This is a genomic window from Bradyrhizobium sp. GW821-FHT13H05 (genome assembly GCF_058804065.1).
The window spans coordinates 210,585-232,674 of the sequence record NZ_JBXAPO010000003.1 but is presented as its reverse complement, the minus strand read 5'-3'; the positions used below and the strand labels follow the sequence as shown (position 1 = coordinate 232,674).

At 62.7% G+C, this 22,090-nt stretch carries 20 protein-coding genes; 11 read left to right on the top strand and 9 right to left on the bottom strand.

Annotation, left to right across the window (positions count from 1 at the left end):
• Positions 1-5: 5 nt before the first annotated feature.
• Positions 6-476, bottom strand: coding sequence for an acyltransferase (locus AC1RR3_RS09965; protein ID WP_492821892.1), 471 nt, complete (start codon positions 474-476; stop codon positions 6-8).
• Positions 473-1,534 carry a Gfo/Idh/MocA family protein gene (locus tag AC1RR3_RS09960; protein WP_492821890.1) on the bottom strand — a complete coding sequence of 354 codons (1,062 nt, stop codon included), beginning with the start codon at positions 1,532-1,534 and terminating at the stop codon, positions 473-475. The genes AC1RR3_RS09965 and AC1RR3_RS09960 overlap by 4 nt, the downstream gene beginning before the upstream one ends.
• Between AC1RR3_RS09960 and AC1RR3_RS09955 the strand changes: the two genes are divergently transcribed.
• From AC1RR3_RS09955 to AC1RR3_RS09920, 8 genes are all read left to right on the top strand, one after another.
• Positions 1,487-1,753 carry a hypothetical protein gene (locus AC1RR3_RS09955; protein WP_492821888.1) on the top strand — a complete coding sequence of 89 codons (267 nt, stop codon included), beginning with the start codon at positions 1,487-1,489 and terminating at the stop codon, positions 1,751-1,753. The genes AC1RR3_RS09960 and AC1RR3_RS09955 overlap by 48 nt on opposite strands.
• A 92-nt stretch (positions 1,754-1,845) precedes the next feature.
• Positions 1,846-3,078, top strand: a complete 1,233-nt coding sequence (locus AC1RR3_RS09950) for a hypothetical protein (protein ID WP_492821886.1) — start codon at positions 1,846-1,848, stop codon at positions 3,076-3,078.
• A gap of 9 nt (positions 3,079-3,087) precedes the next feature.
• Positions 3,088-4,395 carry a hypothetical protein gene (locus AC1RR3_RS09945; protein ID WP_492821884.1) on the top strand — a complete coding sequence of 436 codons (1,308 nt, stop codon included), beginning with the start codon at positions 3,088-3,090 and terminating at the stop codon, positions 4,393-4,395.
• Between the two features lie 18 nt (positions 4,396-4,413).
• Complete coding sequence (locus AC1RR3_RS09940) at positions 4,414-5,601, top strand: CgeB family protein (RefSeq protein ID WP_492821882.1); 1,188 nt, start codon at positions 4,414-4,416, stop codon at positions 5,599-5,601.
• A gap of 106 nt (positions 5,602-5,707) precedes the next feature.
• A complete protein-coding gene (locus AC1RR3_RS09935) occupies positions 5,708-6,154 on the top strand; it encodes a cupin domain-containing protein (RefSeq protein WP_492821880.1) in 447 nt (148 codons plus the stop codon).
• Complete coding sequence (locus tag AC1RR3_RS09930; protein ID WP_492821878.1) at positions 6,151-7,272, top strand: DegT/DnrJ/EryC1/StrS family aminotransferase; 1,122 nt, start codon at positions 6,151-6,153, stop codon at positions 7,270-7,272. Before AC1RR3_RS09935 ends, AC1RR3_RS09930 begins: the two co-directional genes overlap by 4 nt.
• Positions 7,269-8,036: a class I SAM-dependent DNA methyltransferase gene (locus AC1RR3_RS09925; protein WP_492821876.1), complete on the top strand. Its 768-nt coding sequence runs from the start codon at positions 7,269-7,271 to the stop codon at positions 8,034-8,036. The genes AC1RR3_RS09930 and AC1RR3_RS09925 overlap by 4 nt, the downstream gene beginning before the upstream one ends.
• The gene (locus AC1RR3_RS09920) at positions 8,033-9,241 is read left to right on the top strand and encodes a glycosyltransferase (protein WP_492821874.1); all 1,209 of its coding nucleotides are present in this window, start codon (positions 8,033-8,035) and stop codon (positions 9,239-9,241) included. Before AC1RR3_RS09925 ends, AC1RR3_RS09920 begins: the two co-directional genes overlap by 4 nt.
• Positions 9,242-9,252: 11 nt before the next feature.
• Here AC1RR3_RS09920 and AC1RR3_RS09915 read toward each other — a convergent pair whose 3' ends face one another.
• The gene (locus tag AC1RR3_RS09915) at positions 9,253-10,812 is read right to left on the bottom strand and encodes an MATE family efflux transporter (protein ID WP_492821872.1); all 1,560 of its coding nucleotides are present in this window, start codon (positions 10,810-10,812) and stop codon (positions 9,253-9,255) included.
• A 221-nt stretch (positions 10,813-11,033) separates the two neighbouring features.
• Between AC1RR3_RS09915 and AC1RR3_RS09910 the strand changes: the two genes are divergently transcribed.
• From AC1RR3_RS09910 to AC1RR3_RS09900, 3 genes are all read left to right on the top strand, one after another.
• Positions 11,034-11,495, top strand: a complete 462-nt coding sequence (locus tag AC1RR3_RS09910) for a hypothetical protein (RefSeq protein ID WP_492821870.1) — start codon at positions 11,034-11,036, stop codon at positions 11,493-11,495.
• A 47-nt stretch (positions 11,496-11,542) separates the two neighbouring features.
• Positions 11,543-13,150 (top strand): ArnT family glycosyltransferase, encoded by a 1,608-nt coding sequence (locus tag AC1RR3_RS09905; protein ID WP_492821868.1) that lies wholly within the window; start codon positions 11,543-11,545, stop codon positions 13,148-13,150.
• Between the two features lie 135 nt (positions 13,151-13,285).
• Positions 13,286-14,239 carry a glycosyltransferase family 2 protein gene (locus tag AC1RR3_RS09900; protein ID WP_492821866.1) on the top strand — a complete coding sequence of 318 codons (954 nt, stop codon included), beginning with the start codon at positions 13,286-13,288 and terminating at the stop codon, positions 14,237-14,239.
• A gap of 3 nt (positions 14,240-14,242) precedes the next feature.
• Here AC1RR3_RS09900 and AC1RR3_RS09895 read toward each other — a convergent pair whose 3' ends face one another.
• From AC1RR3_RS09895 to AC1RR3_RS09870, 6 genes are all read right to left on the bottom strand, one after another.
• On the bottom strand, positions 14,243-15,163 hold the full coding sequence (locus AC1RR3_RS09895) for an NAD-dependent epimerase/dehydratase family protein (RefSeq protein ID WP_492821864.1): 921 nt from the start codon (positions 15,161-15,163) through the stop codon (positions 14,243-14,245).
• A 45-nt stretch (positions 15,164-15,208) separates the two neighbouring features.
• Entirely contained in the window at positions 15,209-16,966 is a 1,758-nt protein-coding gene (locus AC1RR3_RS09890) for a thiamine pyrophosphate-binding protein (protein ID WP_492821862.1), read from the bottom strand.
• A gap of 15 nt (positions 16,967-16,981) precedes the next feature.
• Positions 16,982-18,340, bottom strand: coding sequence for a lipopolysaccharide biosynthesis protein RfbH (rfbH, locus tag AC1RR3_RS09885; protein ID WP_492821860.1), 1,359 nt, complete (start codon positions 18,338-18,340; stop codon positions 16,982-16,984).
• 5 nt (positions 18,341-18,345) lie between these two features.
• Positions 18,346-19,473: a CDP-glucose 4,6-dehydratase gene (gene rfbG / locus AC1RR3_RS09880; protein ID WP_492821858.1), complete on the bottom strand. Its 1,128-nt coding sequence runs from the start codon at positions 19,471-19,473 to the stop codon at positions 18,346-18,348.
• Positions 19,470-20,240 (bottom strand): glucose-1-phosphate cytidylyltransferase, encoded by a 771-nt coding sequence (gene rfbF / locus AC1RR3_RS09875; protein WP_492821856.1) that lies wholly within the window; start codon positions 20,238-20,240, stop codon positions 19,470-19,472. The genes rfbG and rfbF overlap by 4 nt, the downstream gene beginning before the upstream one ends.
• Before the next feature lie 118 nt (positions 20,241-20,358).
• Positions 20,359-21,825, bottom strand: a complete 1,467-nt coding sequence (locus tag AC1RR3_RS09870; protein WP_492821854.1) for a DUF6056 family protein — start codon at positions 21,823-21,825, stop codon at positions 20,359-20,361.
• Between the last annotated feature and the right edge of the window lie 265 nt (positions 21,826-22,090).

The following is a 22,090-nucleotide window of genomic DNA, read 5'->3' as shown; positions in this document are numbered from 1 at the left end:
ATTCCCTAGGTCTTGCCCTTGAGGCGGCGGGCGGGATTTCCAGCGTAGGTGCCGGGCTCGGTGATGTCTTTCGTAACGACCGCCCCGGCTCCAATCACGACGTCGTCTGCGATGGACACCGGCATGATGGTGGCGTTCGAACCGATCGAAACCCGGCTGCCGATCTTCGTCGAGCGCCACAATTCGCGGCGGCCCCGCGCAGGTCCGCCGGTGGAAAACGTGTCGTTGATGAACATCACGCCATGGCCGATGAAGCAGTCTTCCCCGATCGACACCAGTTCGCAGATGAAGGCGTGCGACTGCACGCGGGTCCGCGCACCGACGATGGCGCCGGTCTGTATCTCCGTGAAGGGGCCGACGAAGCAGTCATCCGCGATCTCACAGTCGTAGAGATTGCAGGGCTCGACCAGTTTGACGCGCTCACCGAACTTGACGTCGCGCACGGCGACCTGATGCACCTGCGGCTTGCCGCTCACGAGATCACACCGAGCTTGCTCCGCCGCGGCTCGAAGCGCAACGCCACTTCCTGCCCCGTCTCGATCGACTCGTAGAGTGCCGAGATCAGCTCGAGGCTCTTGCGGCCCTGAAGGCCGTCGACCAGCGCGGCGCGCTGATGCAACAGGCAGTCGACGACGTGCTGATAATAGGCCTGGTGGCCGAAGCCGTAGACGTTGGGCGGATTGACCGAGAACTTCTCCACGACGACCTTGTCGCTCGGCAGCTCGTCGACGAAATTCCAGTGCCTGATCTCGTTGACCGCGAAGCCGGCAATCTCCACCGTGCCCTTTTCGCCGAGGATCGAAAGCGAACCTTCGAGGTCCTTCGGGCGAACCGCCGTGGTCGCCTCGATGATACCGAGCGCGCCGTTGCGGAATTTCAGCGTCGCCACCGCGGTGTCTTCGGTCTCGACCTTCACCATGGCCGTCGTCGCCCGCGCATGCACGCTGACGACGTCCCCGAAGAACCATTCCAGCATGTCGATGTGGTGGCTGGCCTGATTCGTCAGCACGCCGCCGTCATAGGCCCAGGTGCCGCGCCAGGCGTCCTGATCGTAATAAGCCTGGTCCCGGCACCAGCGCACCCGCACGGTGCCCAGGATGAGCCGGCCAAACCTGCCGGCGTCCAGCGCCTCGCGCGCCTTGACGACCGGAACGTTGAAACGGTTCTGCTTGACGACGAACAGCTTCACGCCGGCTTCGTCGCAGGCGCGGATCATGTCGTCGGCGTCCTGCAGCCGCAGCGCCATCGGCTTCTCGACGACGACATGCTTTCCGGCGCGCGCGCACGCGATCGCGTGCTGCGGATGCATGCCGCTCGGCGTCAGGACGGCGACCGCGTCGATATCCTTGCTCGCGAGCATATCGTCCAGATCATGGTAGGCGGTGACGCCGAACTTCGCCGCGAATGCATCGGCGCGAGGTTTGACGTTGTCACAAACGGCGACGAGGCTCGCCCGCTCGATGTGATTGCCACCGAGGAGATCCGCATGGCGTTTCGCGATGCGTCCGCAGCCCAGCAAGCCAAATCTGATCATCCGCCCATCCTCTTGGGTAGTCCCTTGCCGGACCGGTTGATTGCGCTTTCCAAGGCACGGACATCAAAGCGTATATTCGAAAAATTCGTTGCCGATCAAGACAATATTGCCCACATGACACCTGTGGCATCCCAGCGACAGGCCAAGTTTTTGTTCCTGCATCCGTTTTTCATGGTACTAGGCACGGAACGCAACCTGCTCACTCTCGCCCACCAATGAATGCCGTTTCCGACGTCGCCGCAGCCCCATTGCCTGCGCGCGATCGATACAGGTTGGGTCTCGCAATCCTCTGTCACATCGTGACGAGTTGCGTGTCCCTGATCTTCGTCGTCGAATACTATCGCCGCCTGCTGCCTCTGGCTCCGAACAGCCTTGGTCTCATCGTATCGGCGGCGATAGGCGCGGCCCCCTTCGCCTTGTGCTCGGTCGTGTTCACGATCAGGCGCTTCAGCTTCGGGTATGCCATCGGCCTTTACTTCTACACCCTCATTCTCGGCTACCTCTGGCTGGTCGCGTATTCGACTTTTCCCTATGACCATCGAACCGCGGCGATTTCCGCATTCGCCTCGGGAATTGCCTTCCTCATCCCGACACTGTTCGTCAGCTCTCCCCTTCCCCGGCGCTTTACGCTGTCTGCAAGACAGCTCGACGCCCTCCTCGCCGTCATCGTCGCCTTGTCGGTCGTCGTCCTGGCGATCGGCATGACGTTCCAGTTTCAACTGGCCCGCCCGGCGGACATGTACAAGTTCCGCAACGACATCGATCTGCCCAGGTGGCTTCAATACGCGATCGGCATCGTCTCGGGCGCGTTGCTTCCGTTCGCCTATGCCTGCTTCGCCCAGCTCAGGCGATACCTGCCAGCGGTGATCTGCCTGGTGCTGCTCGGCCTGTTTTATCCCGTGACCCTGACGAAGGTCTCGCTGCTGGCACCGAGCTGGCTGCTATTCCTTACACTTTTGTCGATCTATTTCGAATCCCGCATGGCCGTCATTCTCTCCCTGCTTCTGCCGATCGTGGCGGGCGTGCTGATTGCCGTGCTCTATCGCTATGGTTTGGTCTCGGACAGGATCTTCGTCTATTTTGGAACCGTCAATTTTCGGATGATTGCGATGCCTTCGAGCGCGCTCGATTTTTACAATGACTTCTTCTCCACCCATGAACTGACCCATTTCTGCCAGATCACGCCGCTCAAGCTGGTCATGTCCTGCCCGTACAAGGACCAGCTCTCGGTTTTCATGGCCGACAGCTATCACCTGGGCTATTTCAACGCGTCGCTGTTTGCCACCGAAGGCATCGCCTCGGTCGGCACGGTGCTTGCGCCCGTTTCGGCTGCCGTTTGCGGCCTCATCGTCAGCCTGGGCAATCGGGCTTCGGCGGGCCTCCCCGGACGGTTCATTCTTCTGTCCAGCGGATTGCTGCTACAGATTCTGATCAACGTTCCGCTCACGGTCGCACTCGTGACGCACGGCACATTGGTCCTGTTCCTGCTTTGGTACCTTGCACCAAGGGACATCCTGGGAGACCAGCGCTCCGGTGGGCCCTAGGGCGGTACGATGCAGATGTCCAGCTATTCCGGCAAACTGAACGGCGGTCTGCTCTCATTCCTGATCGGATATGCGGTGGTTTGCTGCATATCGCTGACAATCGTCGTCCACCTGTATGGCTACCTGCAGATCTTCGCGTTCGAGCCGCGTTCGATCGTTTCAGCGGCGCTGATCGTGCTCTCGCCAATCGCACTGTCGATCGTCTTCGCCTACGCTCCCTTCAGCTTCGGATACCTCACGAGCTTCTATCTCTACACGGTGGTGCTGGGGTATCTCTGGCTCATCCCATTCTCGCTGTTCAGCTACGACCATACCGCGGCCGGACTATTCGCATTGGCCTCTCTTGCCGGCTTCCTGGTCCCGGCCATGCTGATCAACTGGCCGGTGAAGCTTCCGATCAGCTTGTCGCCGAGAGGCATGAACGGGCTCATCGCCGCAATCATGACGATCGCGGTCATCACGCTCGCCGCCGGCATGTACTACAATTTCAAACTGGTGGGTCTTGCCGACATTTACCGCTTCCGCGATCAGCTCGATTTTCCCGTCCCGCTCAGATACGCGATCGGAATTACGCTCGGCGCTCTGCTGCCGTTTGCATTCGCCTGTTTTGTCGAGACGGGCGCGCGTATTTCGGCCTGTGCAACCCTGCTCCTGATCCTGGGCTTCTATCCGATCACCCTGACCAAGACGACGCTGTTCGCTCCGTGCTGGCTCGCGTTCCTGTGGCTTCTGACGAGCTACATGGAGGCAAGGCTTGTCGTGATCCTGTCGCTGCTCACTCCGCTCCTCGCAGGCGTGCTCGTGGCGCTGCTGTACTATGTCGGCGTGATATCGCTTGCTCACCTCATCGACTATTTCGGGTCCGTCAACTTCCGGATGATCGCGTTTCCGTCGATTTCGCTCGACGTCTACAACGACTTCTTCTCGCGGCACGAGGTCACGCATTTCTGTCAGATCTCGCTGATCAGATCGTATATCGGCTGCCCCTATGCCGAACAGCTTCCGGCCATCCTGGCCCGGAATTATCCGGTCGGGAATATCAATGCATCCCTGCTCGCGACCGAGGGCATAGCCTCGGTCAGCACGGCCTGGACACCGCTGAGCGCGTTCCTGTCGGGCCTTGTCCTGTCGCTTGGCAATTGCACGTCGAACAGGCTGCCCGCGAGATTCGTGATCCTGTCGAGTGGGGTGCTGGTGCAGACCCTGCTCAATGTTCCGCTCTCGATTCTGTTGGTCACGAACGGCGCGGCAGCGATATTCCTCCTGTGGTACATCACCCCCGGCCCGTGGCTCACTCAAGTCCGCGGCAAGGCGTGACTCGGAGGACCAGGCTTGATGCGCGTGCTTATCCTGAACGGCGACTATCCTCGCTTTCTGAAGTGGCTCTATGCCGCCGACCCCAATTTGACCACGGCCTCCTACGCCGACCAGATGGCGGCGAGAAACGCGAGCCTGTTCGGCGTCGCCAATTTCTATTCCAGCAACTTCAAGGCACAGGGGCACGAAGCCGCGGAGATTCACGTCAACAACGTATGGCTTCAATCGGCCTGGGCCCGCGAACACGGCATGGCTTTCGACATGTCGCCGGAGCTCGCGGGCAGCCGGAAGGACCGCCTGCCGGGATGGCTGCAACGCGCCGTCGCTCCTCTCAAACCGATGCTGAGGCCGCTTGCAAGGACCATCGGGCTCAGCCCGCGTCTCAGCGAGCAGCTCCAGCGCGTTCTCATCGCGCAGATCGAGGAATTCAAGCCGGACTTCATCCTCAACCAGGACGTATTTTACGTCACGACCGAATTGATCGAGCGCATCAGGGGGATGGGCGTCTCGACGATCGTCGGCCAGGTCGGCATCGAGCCGTCCCGCGGAGAGAATTGGCGTGTCTACGACCTCATGCTGTCGCAATTGCCGCGGGTCGTTCGGGCCTTCCGCGCCGCGGGCGTGGCGGCGGAAGTCAGTCACCTGGCGTTCGAACCTGTCATCCTCGACAGACTGCCTCCCGTCGCTGAGCAGGACGTCGACGTGTCCTTCGTCGGCTCGGTATCGGAGGATCATCGCGAGCGCATTGCGCTGCTGGAATTCATCGCCAACCGTTTCGACCTCAAGCTCTGGGGGAACATCTCGAGTTCCCTTCCCGCCTCGTCTCCGCTCTGGCGCTGCTTCCAGGGCGAGGTCTGGGGCACCGAGATGTATCAGGTGCTGAGACGCTCCCGCATCACACTGAACTCGCACATCGACATCGCGGGCGAAGAGGCGGGCAACATGCGCCTCTTCGAGGCGACCGGCGTCGGAACCTTCCTGCTTACGGACTACAAGCGAAATCTGAATACCCTTTTCGAGGCACCAGGGGACGTCGAGGTGTGGCGAACGCCGGAAGACTGCGCCGCATCGATCGAGCGCTATCTGGGCGACGACGGCGCCCGGCTTGCCATCGCCGCAACGGGGCAGCAGACGACACTTTCGCGACACAACTTCAACCTGCGCGTCCGGGAGATCCTCGACTTCGTCGAGCGCATCAAGCGCTAGCTTTCGCGGTTCGCCGGCGGTCTTGACGGCACCACCGAAAATGGCCAAAGTCATGCCGAACTGCCGCTAACATGCTGCAATTTCTCACATTTTAGGATAAACTCGGGTGGACAGCATCGAACACTGCCGATTCGATGGTCAGTTGTATGCGATCATCGTGCGGGCTTCCTTCCGCCAGCCTGGCATCACGTTCTTTTCGCCGCCGGAGCTGTCGCAGCAGCTTGCCTTCATGAGCCACCCCGAGGGCAAGAGCATCGCGCCCCATCGCCACAACAAGGTGACGCGGGAGGTGCACTTCACCCAGGAAGTCCTGCTGATCCAGAAGGGCAAGCTTCAGGTCGACTTCTACACCGAGGCGGAACGCTATCTGGAGAGCCGCGTGCTTGGCCCGGGCGACATTATCCTGCTGTGCAGCGGCGCCCACGGCTTCCACGTGCTGGAGCCGCTCGAGATGTTCGAGATCAAGCAGGGTCCCTATGCCGGGGAAAACGACAAGACCCGCTTCGACGAAGTGCCGGCATCGGAAATCCAGATCAAGGGTCCGGTCTCGTGAGCCTGGATTTCATTCCGGTCAACACCCCGCTGCTCGACGGGAACGAAGCCGCCTATCTGGCCGAATGCGTCCGGACCGGATGGATTTCGTCCGAAGGACCCTTCATCAAACGTTTTGAACAGGGGATGGCCGAGACTGCGGGACGTCGGCACGGCGTCGCCGTGACCAACGGCTCCGTGGCGCTCGACATCGCCGTGCACGCGCTTAGCCTTGAGCCGGGCAGCGAGGTCATCATCCCGACCTTCACCATCATCAGCTGCGCTGCAGCCGTGGTCCGTGCAGGCCTCGTTCCGGTGGGAGTCGACTGCGATCCCGCGACCTGGAACATGACGATCGAAGGCGTGGAGGCCGCGCTCACGCCGCGAACGCGGGCGATCATGCTCGTGCACATCTACGGCCTGCCCGTCGACCTCGCGCCGATCCTCGATTTCGCCCGCAAGCACGACCTGAAGGTGATCGAGGATGCGGCCGAGATGCACGGTCAGACCTATCGGGGCGCGCCGTGCGGCAGCTTCGGCGACGTCTCGACATTCAGCTTCTATCCCAACAAGCACGTCACGACCGGCGAAGGCGGCATGATCCTCACCGACGACGACGCGTTGGCGGAACGTTTGGCGAGCCTGCGCAATCTCTGCTTCCTGCCGCAGCAGCGCTTCATTCACGAAGAGCTCGGCTGGAACGCGCGCATGACCAATCTGCAGGCGGCACTCGGCGTCGCGCAGATCGAGCAGTTGCCCCGGACCGTCGAGATCAAGCACCGGATCGGCCGGCTCTACGACGAACATCTCGAAGGCGTTGCCGGCATCCGCCGCCCTGTCCCCCGGACCAACTACGCGGACAACATCTACTGGGTCTACGCGCTCGTGCTCGACGATAACGTTCCGTTCGACGCCAAGGAGGCGATGCGGCGCCTGGCGCAGAAGGGCATCGGCACGCGGCCGTTCTTCTGGTGCATGCACGAGCAGCCCGTGCTGCGCCGGATGGGCTTCATGCTGGACGAATCCCACCCGCACGCCGAGCGCATCGCCCGCCGCGGCTTCTACCTGCCGAGCGGCCTTGCATTGACCGAGGCGGAGATCGCGCGCTCGGCGCAGGCTCTCAAGGAGATTCTGGCGTGACGGTGTTCGCGGAATACGCCCCCTGGTACGACCTCTTGTACGAAGACAAGAGCTACGCCTCGGAGGTGGATTTCGTCGAGACGCGTCTGCGCGACCACGGCGTCGCATCGGGCAAGGTGCTCGACCTCGGCTGCGGCACCGGGCTGCATGCGATCGAATTCGCCCGGCGCGGCTGGAGCGTCGCCGGCATCGATCTCAGCCACGAAATGATTGCGCGTGCGAAGTCCCGGGCCGAGCAGGCCGGGCTTGGCATTCCTTTCCGTCAGGGCAACGCCTGCGAGACCGGTCCGGAGCAAGGCTTCGACGCCGTGGTGTCGCTGTTCCATGTGGCGAGCTACCAGAACGACCGCGAAAGCCTCGAGCAGCTGTTCAGGACCGCTCATGCGGCGCTGAAGCCGGCCGGCGTGTTCTTGTTCGACTATTGGTACGGCGGCGCCGTGCTCGCACAGGGGGTCGAGACCCGCGTCAAGGTCATCGAACGCAAGCCCTTGCGTCTCACCCGGATCGCTCAGTCCGATCATGACGAAGTGAATGCGACCGTTCTGGTGAACTACACATTGTTCTGCGAGGACACGGATCACGCCACCATCCGGCGCGTCGATGAGACTCATCGGATGCGATACTGGTTTCCGTTCGAGATCAACGCCTCGCTCGAGGCCTGCGGCTTCGAGCCTCTCGGCGATTATGCGTGGCTGTCCAGTGAGGCGCCCGGCTCGAAGACGTGGGCCGCCTATTCGGTCGCCAGAAAGAGCGCTGCGTCGTGAGACCGTTGCGCCTTGCCGTGATGCTTGAACAGGCCGTCGAGGTCGGCGGCGGGTTCCAGCAGCCGTTGAACGACGTGCTTTGGTTGCGCGACTGGGCCGCGAAGTCCAACAACGAAGTCGTGGTGTATTCGCCCTACGAAAAGTCGCTGGAGATCCTGAAGCAGTTCGGCATCGAGGCCCGGCTGCTCAAATTCAGCGTCATCGACTACCTGTTCCTGTTCCTCAAATATTGTCGGCCGTTCGATCTCGCCCAGATCGCCTGGCGGCTGAAATCGCCGTTCGAGCGGGCCCTCGTCCGCGACGGCATCGATATCGTGCATTTCACCTCGACGTCGAAGCGGCACCTGCTGCTCTACCAGCTTCCGTTCATCATCACGATCTTCGACGGCTGTCATCGCGATGCGCCGGAATTTCCCGAGGTCCGCGCATTCGGCGAGTTCGAACGCCGCGAGATCCTGTTCGGCCTCGCGAGCATGAAGGCCGCCCTGGTGATCGTCAACGCGCAAGGGTTGATCGAGGATCTGTGCCGGCGCTACGGCATGGAGCGGGACCGCGCGGTCTGCATCCCGTTCTCGCCATCGACCTATATCGATCAATCCGCCGCCGATGCTGCGGCCGATGCAGCGGTCCTCGGCAAGCACCGCCTCGAGCCGGGCTATCTGTTCTATCCGGCCCAGTTCTGGCCGCACAAGAACCACATCACCCTTCTGGCGGCGCTTGCGCTGCTGCGCGAGCAGGGCGTCGTCGAACGGCTCGTGCTGTGCGGATCCGACCGGGGCGGCCGCGAGAACATCGATCGGGCGATCACGCATTACGGTCTTGGCGAGCAGGTCTCCATCATCGGCTTCGTCGATTCCACCGAGCTCGGCGCGCTCTATCGCGGCGCATCGGCGCTGGTGATGCCGACCTATTTCGGGCCGACCAATCTGCCGCCGCTGGAAGCCTGGGCGGTCGGGACACCCGTGATCTACCCCGAGGCGTTCAAGGTGCAGGCGGGTGATGCCGCCATCCTGTTCGACTACGACGATCCGCGCTCGCTGGCCGACGCGATCCTCGCGCTTCGCGTCGAGGGAACGCGGGACAGGCTTCGGACCGCAGGTCAGCGAAGGCTGCAGCAGTTCGTCGAAGAGACCGCCATCGGGCGGGCGCAGTTCGCGCGGCTGATGGAGCGGCTGAAGCATCGCCTGGCGCTGGCGCCGCACTGAGCCATCGCGCCTCAGGCCGGAATGCGGACGATCAGCGCATCGCGAAACCGCTTGTTGAGGAGCGGGCTTGCAACGAGGCCGACCAGCATCGACCAGATCGCGCACTCGGCAACGAAATGTGCGAACCCGGCTCCCGGCGCCAGCGACGCGACCCCGATGCCGATGGCCCAGCCCGACAGGATGATAGCCGCCATGACCGCCGCCAGGAACAGGGTATGGCGGATCGGGTGCCGCAACGTCGCTCCCATGATGACGAAACCGAGCAGACCGAATTGAACGCAAAGATCGCTGGCAACGACGGCAATTGCCGCGCCGAGCGGTCCAAGCAGACGGACCAGCACGATCGAGAGCACCAGGAATACGACGAGCTGCAGTCCCTTGGTTCGAACCAGCAGACCACCCCGGTTGCTGTGATTGGCGAAGGCGAGCGCCAGCAGCGAGGGCGCCACGGCGGCCGATCCGAGCAGCAAGGTGTGCGCCAGCGGCGCGTCATAAGGGATGCTGCCATGCGTCCATAGGGTGAAGAAGTCGGGCCAGAACGGCAGCAGACCGGCGACAATGACGCTGGCGATCACCGCGACCAATGTCGAACCACGGGCATAGAGGTGACGCAGCCGCTCCCTGTCGCCGATGGCGTAGTCGTGACCGAGCTCGGCCGCAATGGGCAGCGTCACCTGCGCGCAGAGCCCGCGGAGAAAGCTCGCGACCACGCGCGTCAGCCCCCATTGAGCGACCGCGACGCGATCCACGACGAAGGCGGAAACCATCAGAACCGGCGCATTCACCAGCGCCAATTCGGACAGGTTTGCGACGGCGAAGGGAAACGCCCGGCGAAACTGGCCGAGCCGCCAACGCCAGGTCCGGCCGCCGCGGCCCGCACGCAGGAACGGAAACAGCCGCGGCGCGTCATACGCGACCAGATAGATCATCAACAGGATCTGGGGCGATACGAAGGCCACCGCCACCGCGACCAGGCCGCCGTTGGTGGCGAGAGCAATCAACTGCGCGATCTGTCCGAACAGAAGTGCGCCGTTCTGCAACCAGACGCTCCGGCTGTATCGGCCCTGTGCACGATAGAGTCCCGAGACCAAATTGGCGGGCAGCACGAGCAGGACACCGACGGTCATGACGAGCAGCGCCGCATCGAACGACGCCATCGCATGAAACCCGAGACTCCGGGATGGCGGCAGAACAAGAGCGCCCGCGAGCACCATCGCGCCGAGCCCGACGTCGACCACAACATAGATCCGCAGCATCGCGGCGTAGTAGTTTGCGGTCCGTCCGTCGCAGCCGCGACAGGCCTTGAAGGCAAGAAACCGGTTGATGGCGCGTAATTGCAGTCCCGCATCCGCGACGACCGCGAAGCTCCCCGCCGCATAGATGACCAACCATGCCGCAAGCATCTCCCCCGTCCAGACGTGCAGGAAGACCGGGACCAGCAGAAGCTGCTGGACGAGACCAAGAATGGTCTGAACCAGATTTGCCGACCAACCCTGCATCAACCGCTGAAAGCGGCCGCCGCCGCCAAGCTCCGCCGACTTGGCCCGCACATCGTGTGACGCGCTCGTCAAACCCCCTCCTCGTCAACGCACAAGATGTGAGATATCCACGCCGGTTTCGGCAACACGGCTGTCCACCCAATTCGACCAATCGGTAGTTGATTCTCTCGGTAGAAAACGCCAATTTGGCGAAATCGTAACTCCGCGCTCGGATGGCCTTTTAGAGCGCTTCGAAAGCCGGGGCAATGCTGCAAAGCCAGGGGACTCTCGACCGCCCGCTTCCAACAGGAACCATGCGGACGACCAATCATGTCCGCAACGCGATCGTGGGCATCCTGGTCGCAATCACGGGTGCAGTATTCCTCCTCGGCGGCCCTTATCGGAAATTCGTCATCAACGAATGGCGCGAACGGGCCTTGAGCGGCCTCCCCATCCTGTTCGTGCCCGATTGTCCAAGCACCTCGCGCGACTTCAAATGCGGCGACAGCTATACGGTCCAATTTCGAAAGACCGGCGAGCGGGGCTGGTGTCAGCAGGTCCGGCGCAACGATGATCGCGAGCCGGCCGAGACTTGCGGCGTCGATCCCGATGCCATCGATTTTTCGCGCGCCTGGCGTCATTTCACCGCCGGCAACATCCAGCTCGACTATTCCTGGAGAGGACGCCCCCTGCTCCGTGGCGTGGGATATGTCGGCTGGCTCATGACGCCCGAGGACTACGCGGCGCGCCAGTCGCGAAAACTCGCGATCCGATGATCCGTCAGCCGATCCGGTATCCGCTCCCGACATATCGAAGGAAGTCTATGCTCAGCGCGATCAACAGGATCGTTTTTGGTTACGCCCTCGCCCTGCTTGCCATCGTCATCGCGGCGAACACCGTCGCTTCGATCTACGGCCTCGACAATATCGGCATGGTCCAATCCTTCAAACCGTTCGGATTGGATGAAGCACGATACGTGACCAAGCTGAAAGTGAGCCTCGAGCAAAGCTCGCTCGATCCGGACATGTTCTTCAGCTACGGCAATCTCTACGATACGATCGGCTACTATTGCATCTCGTTCTTCGAGCGGTTCGGATGGACAGTCAACACCCAGCTCGTCGGCTTCACGCTGCGCCTGATGTCCATCATCGCAGGCGTTCTCGCCACTCTCGCGTTGTGGAGGTTGAGCGAGCATCTCGGATTGCCTCGGATCGTCGCGATGGGCGTGGGGCTAGGTCTCGCCTCCATGCCGGATTTCGTGGCCTTTTCGCGCACGATGCACCCCGACACATTGCAGACCGTCTTCGTCATTCTCGGCCTCGGCACGTCCCTCGTCCGGCCGACCTTCGGGTTCGCGCTGCTGTCGGCGTTTTGGGCCGGTCTCGCCTTCAGCACGAAGTATGTCGGCGGCGCCGTCCTGCCGTTCAGCTTTCTTCCTCTCGCCCTGACCACTCTTGCAAGCCATCCGTTCTCGGTTCGGATCCTGACGCAGCTCCTCCGGCAGGGCCTGGCGATGATCGCGGTCGTCGTGGCCGTCTTCGCCATCACCAACCCGTACGCGATCAGGGATTTCCCGAGCTTCGTCGCGACCTTCGTCTGGCAGATGAAATACACTAGTACGGGCCATGGTCTCGTCGAGCCGTCCGATCCGACGCTATGGCTTGTTCCCCTCAAGCAGCAATTCGGCTTCGGCCTCATTTACCTATTCAGCGGATGGGTCCTAGCCTGCCTGATCCTGCTCGATCGTGTGCGCCTTGTCGGCTGGCGTGCGGCCTGCCTGTCGGCGGAGACGCGTTGCGGCATCGTGCTGGCGCTCTATATCCTCGTCGCCTCCGCGCATCTGGCGATCTTCGTCCACGATCGCGAGGCCCGCATCACCTATCATATCGTCCCGTTCGTCCTTCTGCTCAGCACGGCAACATGGTTGAACGTGTTGGAGAACTTGACCAGGAGCGTGGTTCGGCCCGGCTGGACCAGCGCGGCATTTGCAGCTCTCCTGCTCGCTTACGTCTCTGTTCAGGTCGGATTTGATCTGCGCGTCATGGCGGCGGCCACCGAGAAGCCGGAAGCGGAATCGGTCAAGCTCGGCAGCTACGTCGCGCTGCATTACCCCGCCGAGACCAAGATCCTGGCCGATGCCTACACCTATCTCCCGCCGGCCATGACGAACGTGGTCTACACGAACATGCAGACCCGCAAGCAGCTCGGCGACGAAGCTCCCGATCTGATCGTCCTCACCCGCGGTGCGACGGGCAACTATATCTGGAAGCGGCCGGGAACTTCGTTTAAGGAAAGACGGTTCGTCCGGGACCTCCGCTATGAGGCGACCCCCGAGGTCGAAGCCTATGTGAACGACCTGCTCTCCCCCGGATCAGGCTGGTCACTGGTCATCGAAAACAGCTCCGAGGTTCTGCTCGCGCGAAACCGATGAAACGCACTTGCCGTGCGGAGCAGGATGGACTGACGTGATCACGACGTCCCTGTTCCGCGATCGAATGTGCGGCGGGGCGCACCTTCCGACCCGTACACTACCCCGCCCCGATATCAATTTGGTGAGAAGCCATCCGTGAAGACAATCACTGTCGTGACCCCCTGCTTCAACGAAGAGATCAACGTCAGGGATTGCTACGAAGCAGTCCGGAAAGTCTTCGACGAGCACCTCCAGGGCTATCGGCGCGAGCACATCTTCTGCGACAACGCCTCCGAGGACCGCACCGTGGACATCCTGCGGGAGATCGCCGCCGCGGACCCGTCGGTGCGTATCATCGTCAACGCGCGCAATTTCGGACCGCTCCGCAACACCTTCAACGGTGTGATGGCCTCGAGCGGCGATGCCGTGCTGCTGTTCCTGCCGGCGGACCTCCAGGACCCGCCGGAATTGTTGCCGGATTTCGTCAAACTGTGGGAAGCGGGCAACGAGATCGTCTACGGCATCCGGGCGGTCCGCGAAGAAGGGCGACTGATGCGCGGCATCCGCAACGCCTACTACCGGATCCTCACCCGCTTCTCCGAGATCAAGGTGCCGCCCGGCGTCGGTGACTATCAGCTCGTCGACCGCAAGGTGGTCGACCGGATGCGGCAGGTGCGCGACGGATATCCGTTCATGCGCATGATGACGTTCGAATGCGGCGGCCGCGCCGTCGGCGTGCCCTACACCTGGCGCGCGCGCAAGAAGGGACTGTCGAAAAATCGCGCGGCAGCGCTCATCGACCAGGGCCTCAACGGGCTGGTCTCCTTCACCTCGGCCCCGCTCCGCTTCGGCCTGTATGCGGGCTTCACTCTCTCGCTCCTGAGCATCGGCTATGCCGTCGCCAATTTGCTGCTCGGCCTGCTCCTCTATCAGCGCCTTGCCGAGCCCGGCATCCTGACCCTGATCGTCGCAATGTTCTTCTTCGGCGGCGTCCAGCTCTTCTTCATGGGAATGATCGGGGAATACATCCTGGCGATCTACGGTCAGGTCCGCGAGAAGCCCGTCGTGTTCGAGCGCGAGCGCGTCAATTTCGACCCGCCGCAGCCATAGGATTTAACTCGCGCCCCGCTCCGCGGCCTCGTGCCAGGCAGTTGTTTCGCGCAGTCCCCGGTCGAGCCCGACCGCCCGACGCCAGCCCAAAGCTTCCAGCCGCCTCACGTCCGCCGCCAGCACCATGACCTGGTCGGGCCGATACGGCACCTCTCCAAGGCCGAGCTCGCCGCGACCGATCAGGTCCCTAATCTGCTCCACCGTCTCGCGAAGCTGCGGTGCATCGGGGCTGCCTAGATTGTAGACGCCATGCGCCGCCGGGCTTTCGAGCACGATGCGGACGGCGGCCGCCGCATCGCGGGCGTGAAGGAAGCCCCAGCGCTGCTCGCAGGCGGTCAGTGCCATATGTCCACCGGCGCGCAAGGTGCGAATCAGGCTTGGAATCAGCCAGGCCTCGCCATCCCTGGGACCATAGGCGGAGAAGATGCGTAGCCAGGCGAAGCGCAGCCCGCGCTCGGCGCAGCGGCGCTCGGCCATCAACCCGCTCGCGAGCTTGGCGATGCCATACTGCGTCGTCGGGCGCGGCACGTCACTCTCGGCGATCGCGCGATCGTAGGGACCGTATTCGGCCTGCGACCCCGCGCCAACGAAGATCGTCGCACCCGCATCGGCCGCAAGATCGGCCAGCTCCACGGTGTCTGCGATATTGCGCGCCTGATCCTTGCTGTTGCGCTCGCTGTTGCCGACCCCGCGCCAGGCCATGTGCACGACCGCATCCGGCGCAAAGGCACGAAGCCCCGTCCCGAGTGCGACCAGATCATCCAGCGTGCCTTCGATGACGGTCAAGCGATCCAGGATGGTGGCAAGCCGCCACGGCTTGCTGCCGGGCCGCAGCAGCACCGCGACATCATGCCCTTGCCCGACCAGGTCTTCGGCGACGTAAGAGCCCAGAAAGCCCGTGGCGCCCGTTACGAAGACGCGCATCGCGATCCCGCCGATCCCATGGAGTGACCTGCTGCCGGGGCCATCCTAAACGGTGCGCAATGACGCCGGTCTCGGATAATCCACGAAGCGGTTGCCTTCCGCGTATTCGTTTTCACCGAGATAGGGGAACTGATCGTTGATCGGGCGCCCCATCTCGAGCTTGGGCTCGATCAGCGTATGCTCGCTCAGCATCACGTCGATCACGATCGGCCCGCCCCTGAACAATCCCGGCTCGATCTGCTCGAGACGCTCGATGCGCGCGTAGCGCAGGCCGTAGGCGGCCGCGAGCGCGCCGAAATCCGGAAAGCTCAAGCCGTCGCGCGAGGCGCTGTAGCGGCTCTGCATGTAGCTGTCCTGGAACTGCTTGATGATCCCGTACGAGCCGTTGTTCATGACGATGATCGCGATATCGAGATTGTTGTGCCGGACGGTATGCAGTTCCTGGATGTTGAGATGGAAGCCGCCATCCCCATTGTAGGAAATGACCTGCCGGTCCGGCCGGTCGATCTTGGCGCCGATCGCAGCCGGCAGCGCGTAGCCCATCGGCGAGTTGCCGCCCGGATTGAACAGGGTGTGGCGCTTCACCTTGAACGCCTGGTAGAGCCAGCAGACCGCAGCGCCGGTGTCACCGATGACGATCGCATCCTCCGCGATGATCTCGTTGACCCGGCGAATCACGTCGTAGGGCGACAATGAGTTCAGTCGCGCCGCGGAGGTGCTGACCTCCTTGTGGTAATAGCGCTGCTTCATCTCGGCGACGTAGTCGCTCCACTCCGCGCCCGCCGGGCTGACATCGAGCTGGCGCAACACCTCCGGCAGCGCGGCGAAATCCAGATGGCTGACGCGATAGCCGTCGTTGCGGTATTTGGCGAGCTCCTCCTTGTCGACGTCGACGACGTGGACGGTCGCACCGGTCGCAAATTGCTTGGTGTTGCCGGAGCGCTGGCGGTTGTCGAGCCGGCTGCCGAGCACGATCACCGCATCGGCGTTCTGCAAGACGAAGTTCGAACCGCGATTGCCATAGACGCCAATTTGGCCGACAAAACCCGGGTGATCGTGGTCGAAATAGCTGAGCCCGGCCCAGCTCGAGACGAACGGCAGGCCGCTGCGCTGCAGCCAGTCTGCAACGTCCCGTTCGACGCCTGCAAGCCCGACGCCCGCGCCCCACAGCACCACCGGGCGCTTCGCCTCGCCCAGCGTCTGCTTGAGATCCGCCAGCACCTGTGCCGGCGTATCCGTCGTCTCGGGCAGTTTCGAGGGGAGCAGGATGTCGTCTCCGACCTCAGTCTGCTGGATATCCATGGGAACGTCGATCAGCACCGGCCCCATCCGGCCGGAGGTCGCGATCGAATAGGCCTTGGCGAGTTCCTCGCGGAGCTCAGCCGCGCTCGTGACCATCACCGCGTATTTGGTGACCGGCCGTACCATGTCCACGATCCTGGTTTCCTGGAACCCGGCCTGGCGCACATTTGCCCCGTGGAATGCGCTGCTCTCGCGCTGGTTCACCTGGCCGGTGATGTGCAGCGACGGAATCGAATCGAAATGGGAGGTGGCGATGCCGGTGATGAGGTTGGTCGCTCCCGGGCCGGAGGTCGCGAGCGTCACGCCGACCTTGTGATTGACGCGCCAGAGCGCGTCCGCGGCCATTGCCGCGCCCTGCTCGTGCTGGAAACAGGTGTAGCTGAGCTTCGGGTGCTGCGCGACCGCATCGATCATGAACGCGCAGGCGCCGCCCGTCAGCAGAAAGACCCGATCGCTTCCGACCCGGGCGAGAAACTCCGCAATGTACTGTGCTCCGTTCATCGCGTCATTCCCACACTAGGCGCTGCGGATCGGCGCAGCGCAGAAATCGCGGATCACCTGGAGCACGTAGCCGATGTGCTCGTCGCCGAGCCCCGGATAGACGCCGATCCAGAAGGTCCGGTTCATGATCGTATCGCTGTTGGCGAGCGAGCCGTGCACGCGGAAATTCCGTCCGATCATGTAGGGCTGCCGCACCAGATTGCCGCCGAACAGCAGCCGCGTGCCGATCCCGCGCTCGTTGAGATGGCGCACGATGGCGTCACGCTCGAACGGCGCACCGTCGCGCAGCGTCAGCACGAAGCCGAACCAGGAGGGATCGCTGTTCCGCGTCGGCTCGGGCAGGATGAAGAACTCCTCGAGCTCCTTCAGCCCGCTCTTTAACAGATCGAAGTTCCGCCGCCGGTCGGCGATGAAGCCTTCGAGATGCTCGAGCTGGGACACGCCGACCGCGGCCTGCATGTCGGTGATCTTCAGATTGAAGCCGAGATGGCTGTAGATGTATTTGTGATCGTAGCCGCGCGGCAGCTCGCCGAGCTGCCAGTCGAAGCGGCGCTGGCAGGTGTTGTCCTTGCCCGGATCGCAATAGCAGTCGCGTCCCCAGTCGCGGAAGGTCTCCATCGCACGGCGCAAGCCCGGATGGCTGGTGAACACCGCCCCGCCCTCGCCCATGGTGATGTGGTGCGCCGGATAGAAGCTGAGCGTGCCGATGTCGCCGAACGTGCCGACGTGACGCCCGTCATAGGTCGCGCCGAGCGCGTCGCAGCAATCCTCGATCAGCCACAGTTTGTGACGCTTGGCGATGTCGGCGATCTTGCCGACGTCGAACGGATTGCCGAGCGTATGCGCCACCATGATCGCACGCGTATTCGGCGTGATCGCCTCTTCCACGCGCTCGGGAATGATGTTGTAGGTGGGAATGTCGACATCGACGAACACCGGCACCATGCCCTGCGTCATCGAGGGATTGACGGTCGTCGGAAATCCGGTCGCGGCCGTGATCACCTCGCTGCCGGGGGGAACCTGACGGTCGCGAAGCAAGGGTGAGGTCAGCGCCGAGAAGGCGACCAGATTGGCCGAGGAACCGGAATTGACGGTCATCGCGTAACGCGCACCGACGCGCTTGGCGAGCTTCTGCTGGAACTCCTCGTTGAAGCGCCCCGTGGTCAACCAGAAATCCAGCGCGGAATCGACCAGCGACTTGACGTCACTCGCATCGAACACCCGTCCCGACACGGGCACGGGCGATTGGCCCGCGACGAACGGCTTCGGCGCATGCGCCAGGGCGGAGTATTCCTCCACCAGTTCCATGATCGATGCCCTGATCTCTTCGGGGCTTCGTTGACCCGCGCGTGCGGGGGCTGGCGCCGATGTCATGTCAGTCACTTCGCGTTGGCTGCGGCAACCTCGCCGCGAGATGGTTCCGATGGCGTCTGCGACGTGCTGGTCGTGACCGCACCGTCCAGGACGAGTTCGAGCTGTTCGAGCGAGATTTGGCGCAGATCCTGGCCACGCTGACACGCCTTGTACCAGTCGACGGTGAGACCGAGTCCCTGGACCAAGTCGAGACGCGGCGTCCAGTTCAACTGCGAGCGGGCGCGCGCGCAGTCGAGTCTCAGAAATGCGGCTTCATGCGGATGCGGGCCGTCATCGCTGGTCCAGGCGGCACCATCGCCCCACAGCGACTGCAAATGCTCCACGACATTGCGTACCGGCTGCTCGCTCTCCGCGTCCGGACCGAAATTCCAGCCATCGGCAAGGCTCGCATCGGCGACCAGCTTCTCGACGAGCGTGAGATAGCCGAGAACGGGATCGAGCGCGTGCTGCCATGGGCGCACCGAATTGGGGTTGCGGATGCGCAGCGGCTGACGCTCCAGGAACGCCTGCATCGCATCCGGCACCAGGCGGTCACGAGCCCAGTCGCCGCCACCGAACACGTTTCCGGCGCGCGCGCTGGCAATGCGCACTGCGCCACTCTCGGCGAAGAAGCTGCGCCGGTAGGAATGGGTCACGAGCTCGGCGCAAGCCTTGCTGTTGCTGTAGGGGTCGTTGCCGCCCAGCCGATCGCCCTCGCGAAAGGCGGTTTGCTGGCCGTTGTTTTCGTAACACTTGTCGCTGGTGACGATCAGCACGGCCTTCACGGAGGGCAGATGCCGCGCAGCTTCCAGAACGTGCACCGTCCCCATCACATTGGTCGCGAAGGTTTCGACCGGTTCGGCATAGGACGGCCGCACCAGCGCTTGCGCCGCCATGTGAATGATCACGTCGGGCTGGGATTCCGACAGCGCCGCACGCAGCTTGCCGAGATCGCGGATGTCGGCAAGGCACTGCCTGAGGTCGTCGGCGACCCTCGCCGCCACGAACAGCGACGATGGATGGTCCGGCGGCAACGCGTAGCCATAGACCTCAGCACCGAAGCGTCGCAGCAGCAGCGATGCCCACGCGCCCTTGAAGCCCGTATGCCCGGTCAGAAAGACCTTCTTGCCACGCCAGAACGCCGGATCCGTCACCAGACCCTCCACTTCGCGCGGTTGTTGGCCCACTCATCTTCGAGATAGTTGCGATCGCGCAAGGTATCCATCGGGTGCCAGAAACCGTGATGCACGAAGGCGCGGAGCTGGTCGTTGCGGGCAAGCTGCTCCATCGGCTGGCGCTCCCACACGGTCTCGTCGCCCGCGATCAGGTCGCCGACCGAGGGCGACAGCAGGAAGAATCCGCCGTTGATCCAGCCGCCGTCGTCATTCGGCTTCTCCTCGAAATTGACGACCCGGTCGTTCTCGATGGTCACCGCGCCGAACCTTCGCGCCGGCCGCACCACGGAAACGGTCGCCTTGCGGCCATGGGCCTTGTGGAAGGCGATCTCGGCCTGGAGGTCGATATCGGCGACGCCATCACCGTAGGTCAAGGCAAAGAAAGGCTCGTCGGCGACGTAAGGAAGCACCCGCTTGAGGCGGCCGCCGGTCTGGGTCTCTTCGCCGGTGTCGACCAGGGTCACGCGCCACGGCTCGGCCGTCTCACGATGCACCTCCATCCGGTTTTCGGCGAGATGAAACGTGACGTCGGACATGTGCAGGAAGTAGTTGGCGAAATACTCCTTGATCAAATAGCCCTTATAGCCAACGCAGATCACGAAATCATTGAAACCATGGCGGCTGTAGATCTTCATGATATGCCAAAGGATCGGCTTTCCGCCGATTTCGACCATGGGCTTGGGACGGGTCGTCGTCTCCTCGGCTATGCGCGTGCCCAGACCACCCGCAAGGATAACCACTTTCATCCGCTGTCTCCGACGGCAACCGCAAGTGGCCGCGCAGCCGCTTCTATACGATCATGCTCCGAGGGCAAGCTACTCCCGCCATGAGCTATTATATTACTTTAACTTGTCCCACCAGAATTCACTTGCTGGAGGGATCGACGGCGAGGACTTCGGTCTTGCCATAGTAGCCGGCGACGCAGCCGGAAGCGATGTTCATGTCCGCCGTCATCAGCAAAGACGGCGTCCATCGATGCTTGGAAACGGTTACGGTCGCCTGCGAACTCGTCGATAGCACCCTGTCGCGCTCGACGCTCTCGCGCCAATACGGGTACAGGCTCCGCCCCTCGGCGCGGACCAGCGCGGCTGTCGAGCTGAACGAGATAGCTACGAGCATCACGACGGCTAGTGCGGCTGCCAGCTCGGCGGAATCGAGCGCAAGGGCTCCATCTCGCGAAAGAAACTGGAGGCGGAACTTCGGAGGATATGAGCGCACCAGCAGCGACACGCTCAACGTGAGGCCGAACAGGAGCAGAGCCAGGGCCTGGTTCTGCGCCCTCTCCACGAGACGGGTACCCGTGGAATATTCGTGTGTGAAGTATTCGAAATAGCAGCAGCCAAGGCAGATCACCGCCACTCCGAGTGCCAATAGTCCACGCCGGGAGCCTTCGCGCCGGACTAGCTGGGGTTCGGCCAAGGTCACGGCGATCACGACGAGAAACCAGCCAATGATCACGGGTTCGCGAACGAACTGTTCGAGACCGATGAGCGAGAAGTTCAGTCCCTCGCCGAGCGACCGCACGATATTGCCGGCCCCCTTCATCTGTCCCATACGCATGCTGTTGCCCTTGGCCAGGACAGCAATCAACCAGCCGATCAGGATCGCGCCACCGATAACGGCATGATGGGTGACCTGGAGCTTGTCCCCGAAAGCACGGCGGGCAAACAACGAGCCAGCGACGAAAACGAGCAGCCATACCCCGGTATACTCGTTACAGAGCGCACCGACGAAACCGAGCATCGCCATGCCCATCGTCGCGAGCGGCGAGAATTCGCTCTCGCGATCCAGCGCCCGCACGCACTCGCCGAGGATCAGAATGGAGGCGACCGCCGGCGGCACATAGCAAGACACTGCGGGTAGCCAGTAGAGCAAATCGCGCACGCTGGGCGATGCGCCAATGATAGTGGCCGTGAACGCGAACGACAGGAAGACGAGGGGCAATCCGCGAACATGTGGCCAGGCGCGCGCGACTGCGACCGAAGTTCCAGCCAGGAACAGAAGTGCAATGGCAGCCATCGTCAAGGAGTAGGCCGACAACAGATTGATGCGTGTAGCCCAGGCGATTGCAGCAGGCAGTTCGATGAGGACGAACGGCACGACGCGACCCGATAACTCGAAATAGAGACCGATGACGTTCCGCACCAAACCGTCGGCGAGATATCGACTGGCGATGCAATAGTCATCGTGCTCCGGCGCCGCCAGCAATGTCAGGGCGATAAAGAAGAGGACGAATATCGCTGGGATCGCGGTCGCGACGATCCAGACCGTTCGTCCCCTGACGTTGGCTTTGGAACGCTCAACCGCCATCGCAAACGTTTCAGTGGACATGAAGGACCTTCTTCAATTCGCCCAGATCGACTGAGCTTCGTCGAGCGATGATGGACGTTGCGGACCTCGTCCGAAAAGGCCCGGCAAGCCTACGAGGGATCCAAGCCATCCAATATACGTTTAGACGGAGCGCAGAGTGCAGTCCCGAGACGATCGAGCGTATCAGCCTCAACGCCGCAGACAGCCAAATAACGACTGCATCATTCACACGTTTCACGTCGCCCCCTGCCGGTGAGATCGCCTTTGGCACAGCCGCGCACACGAC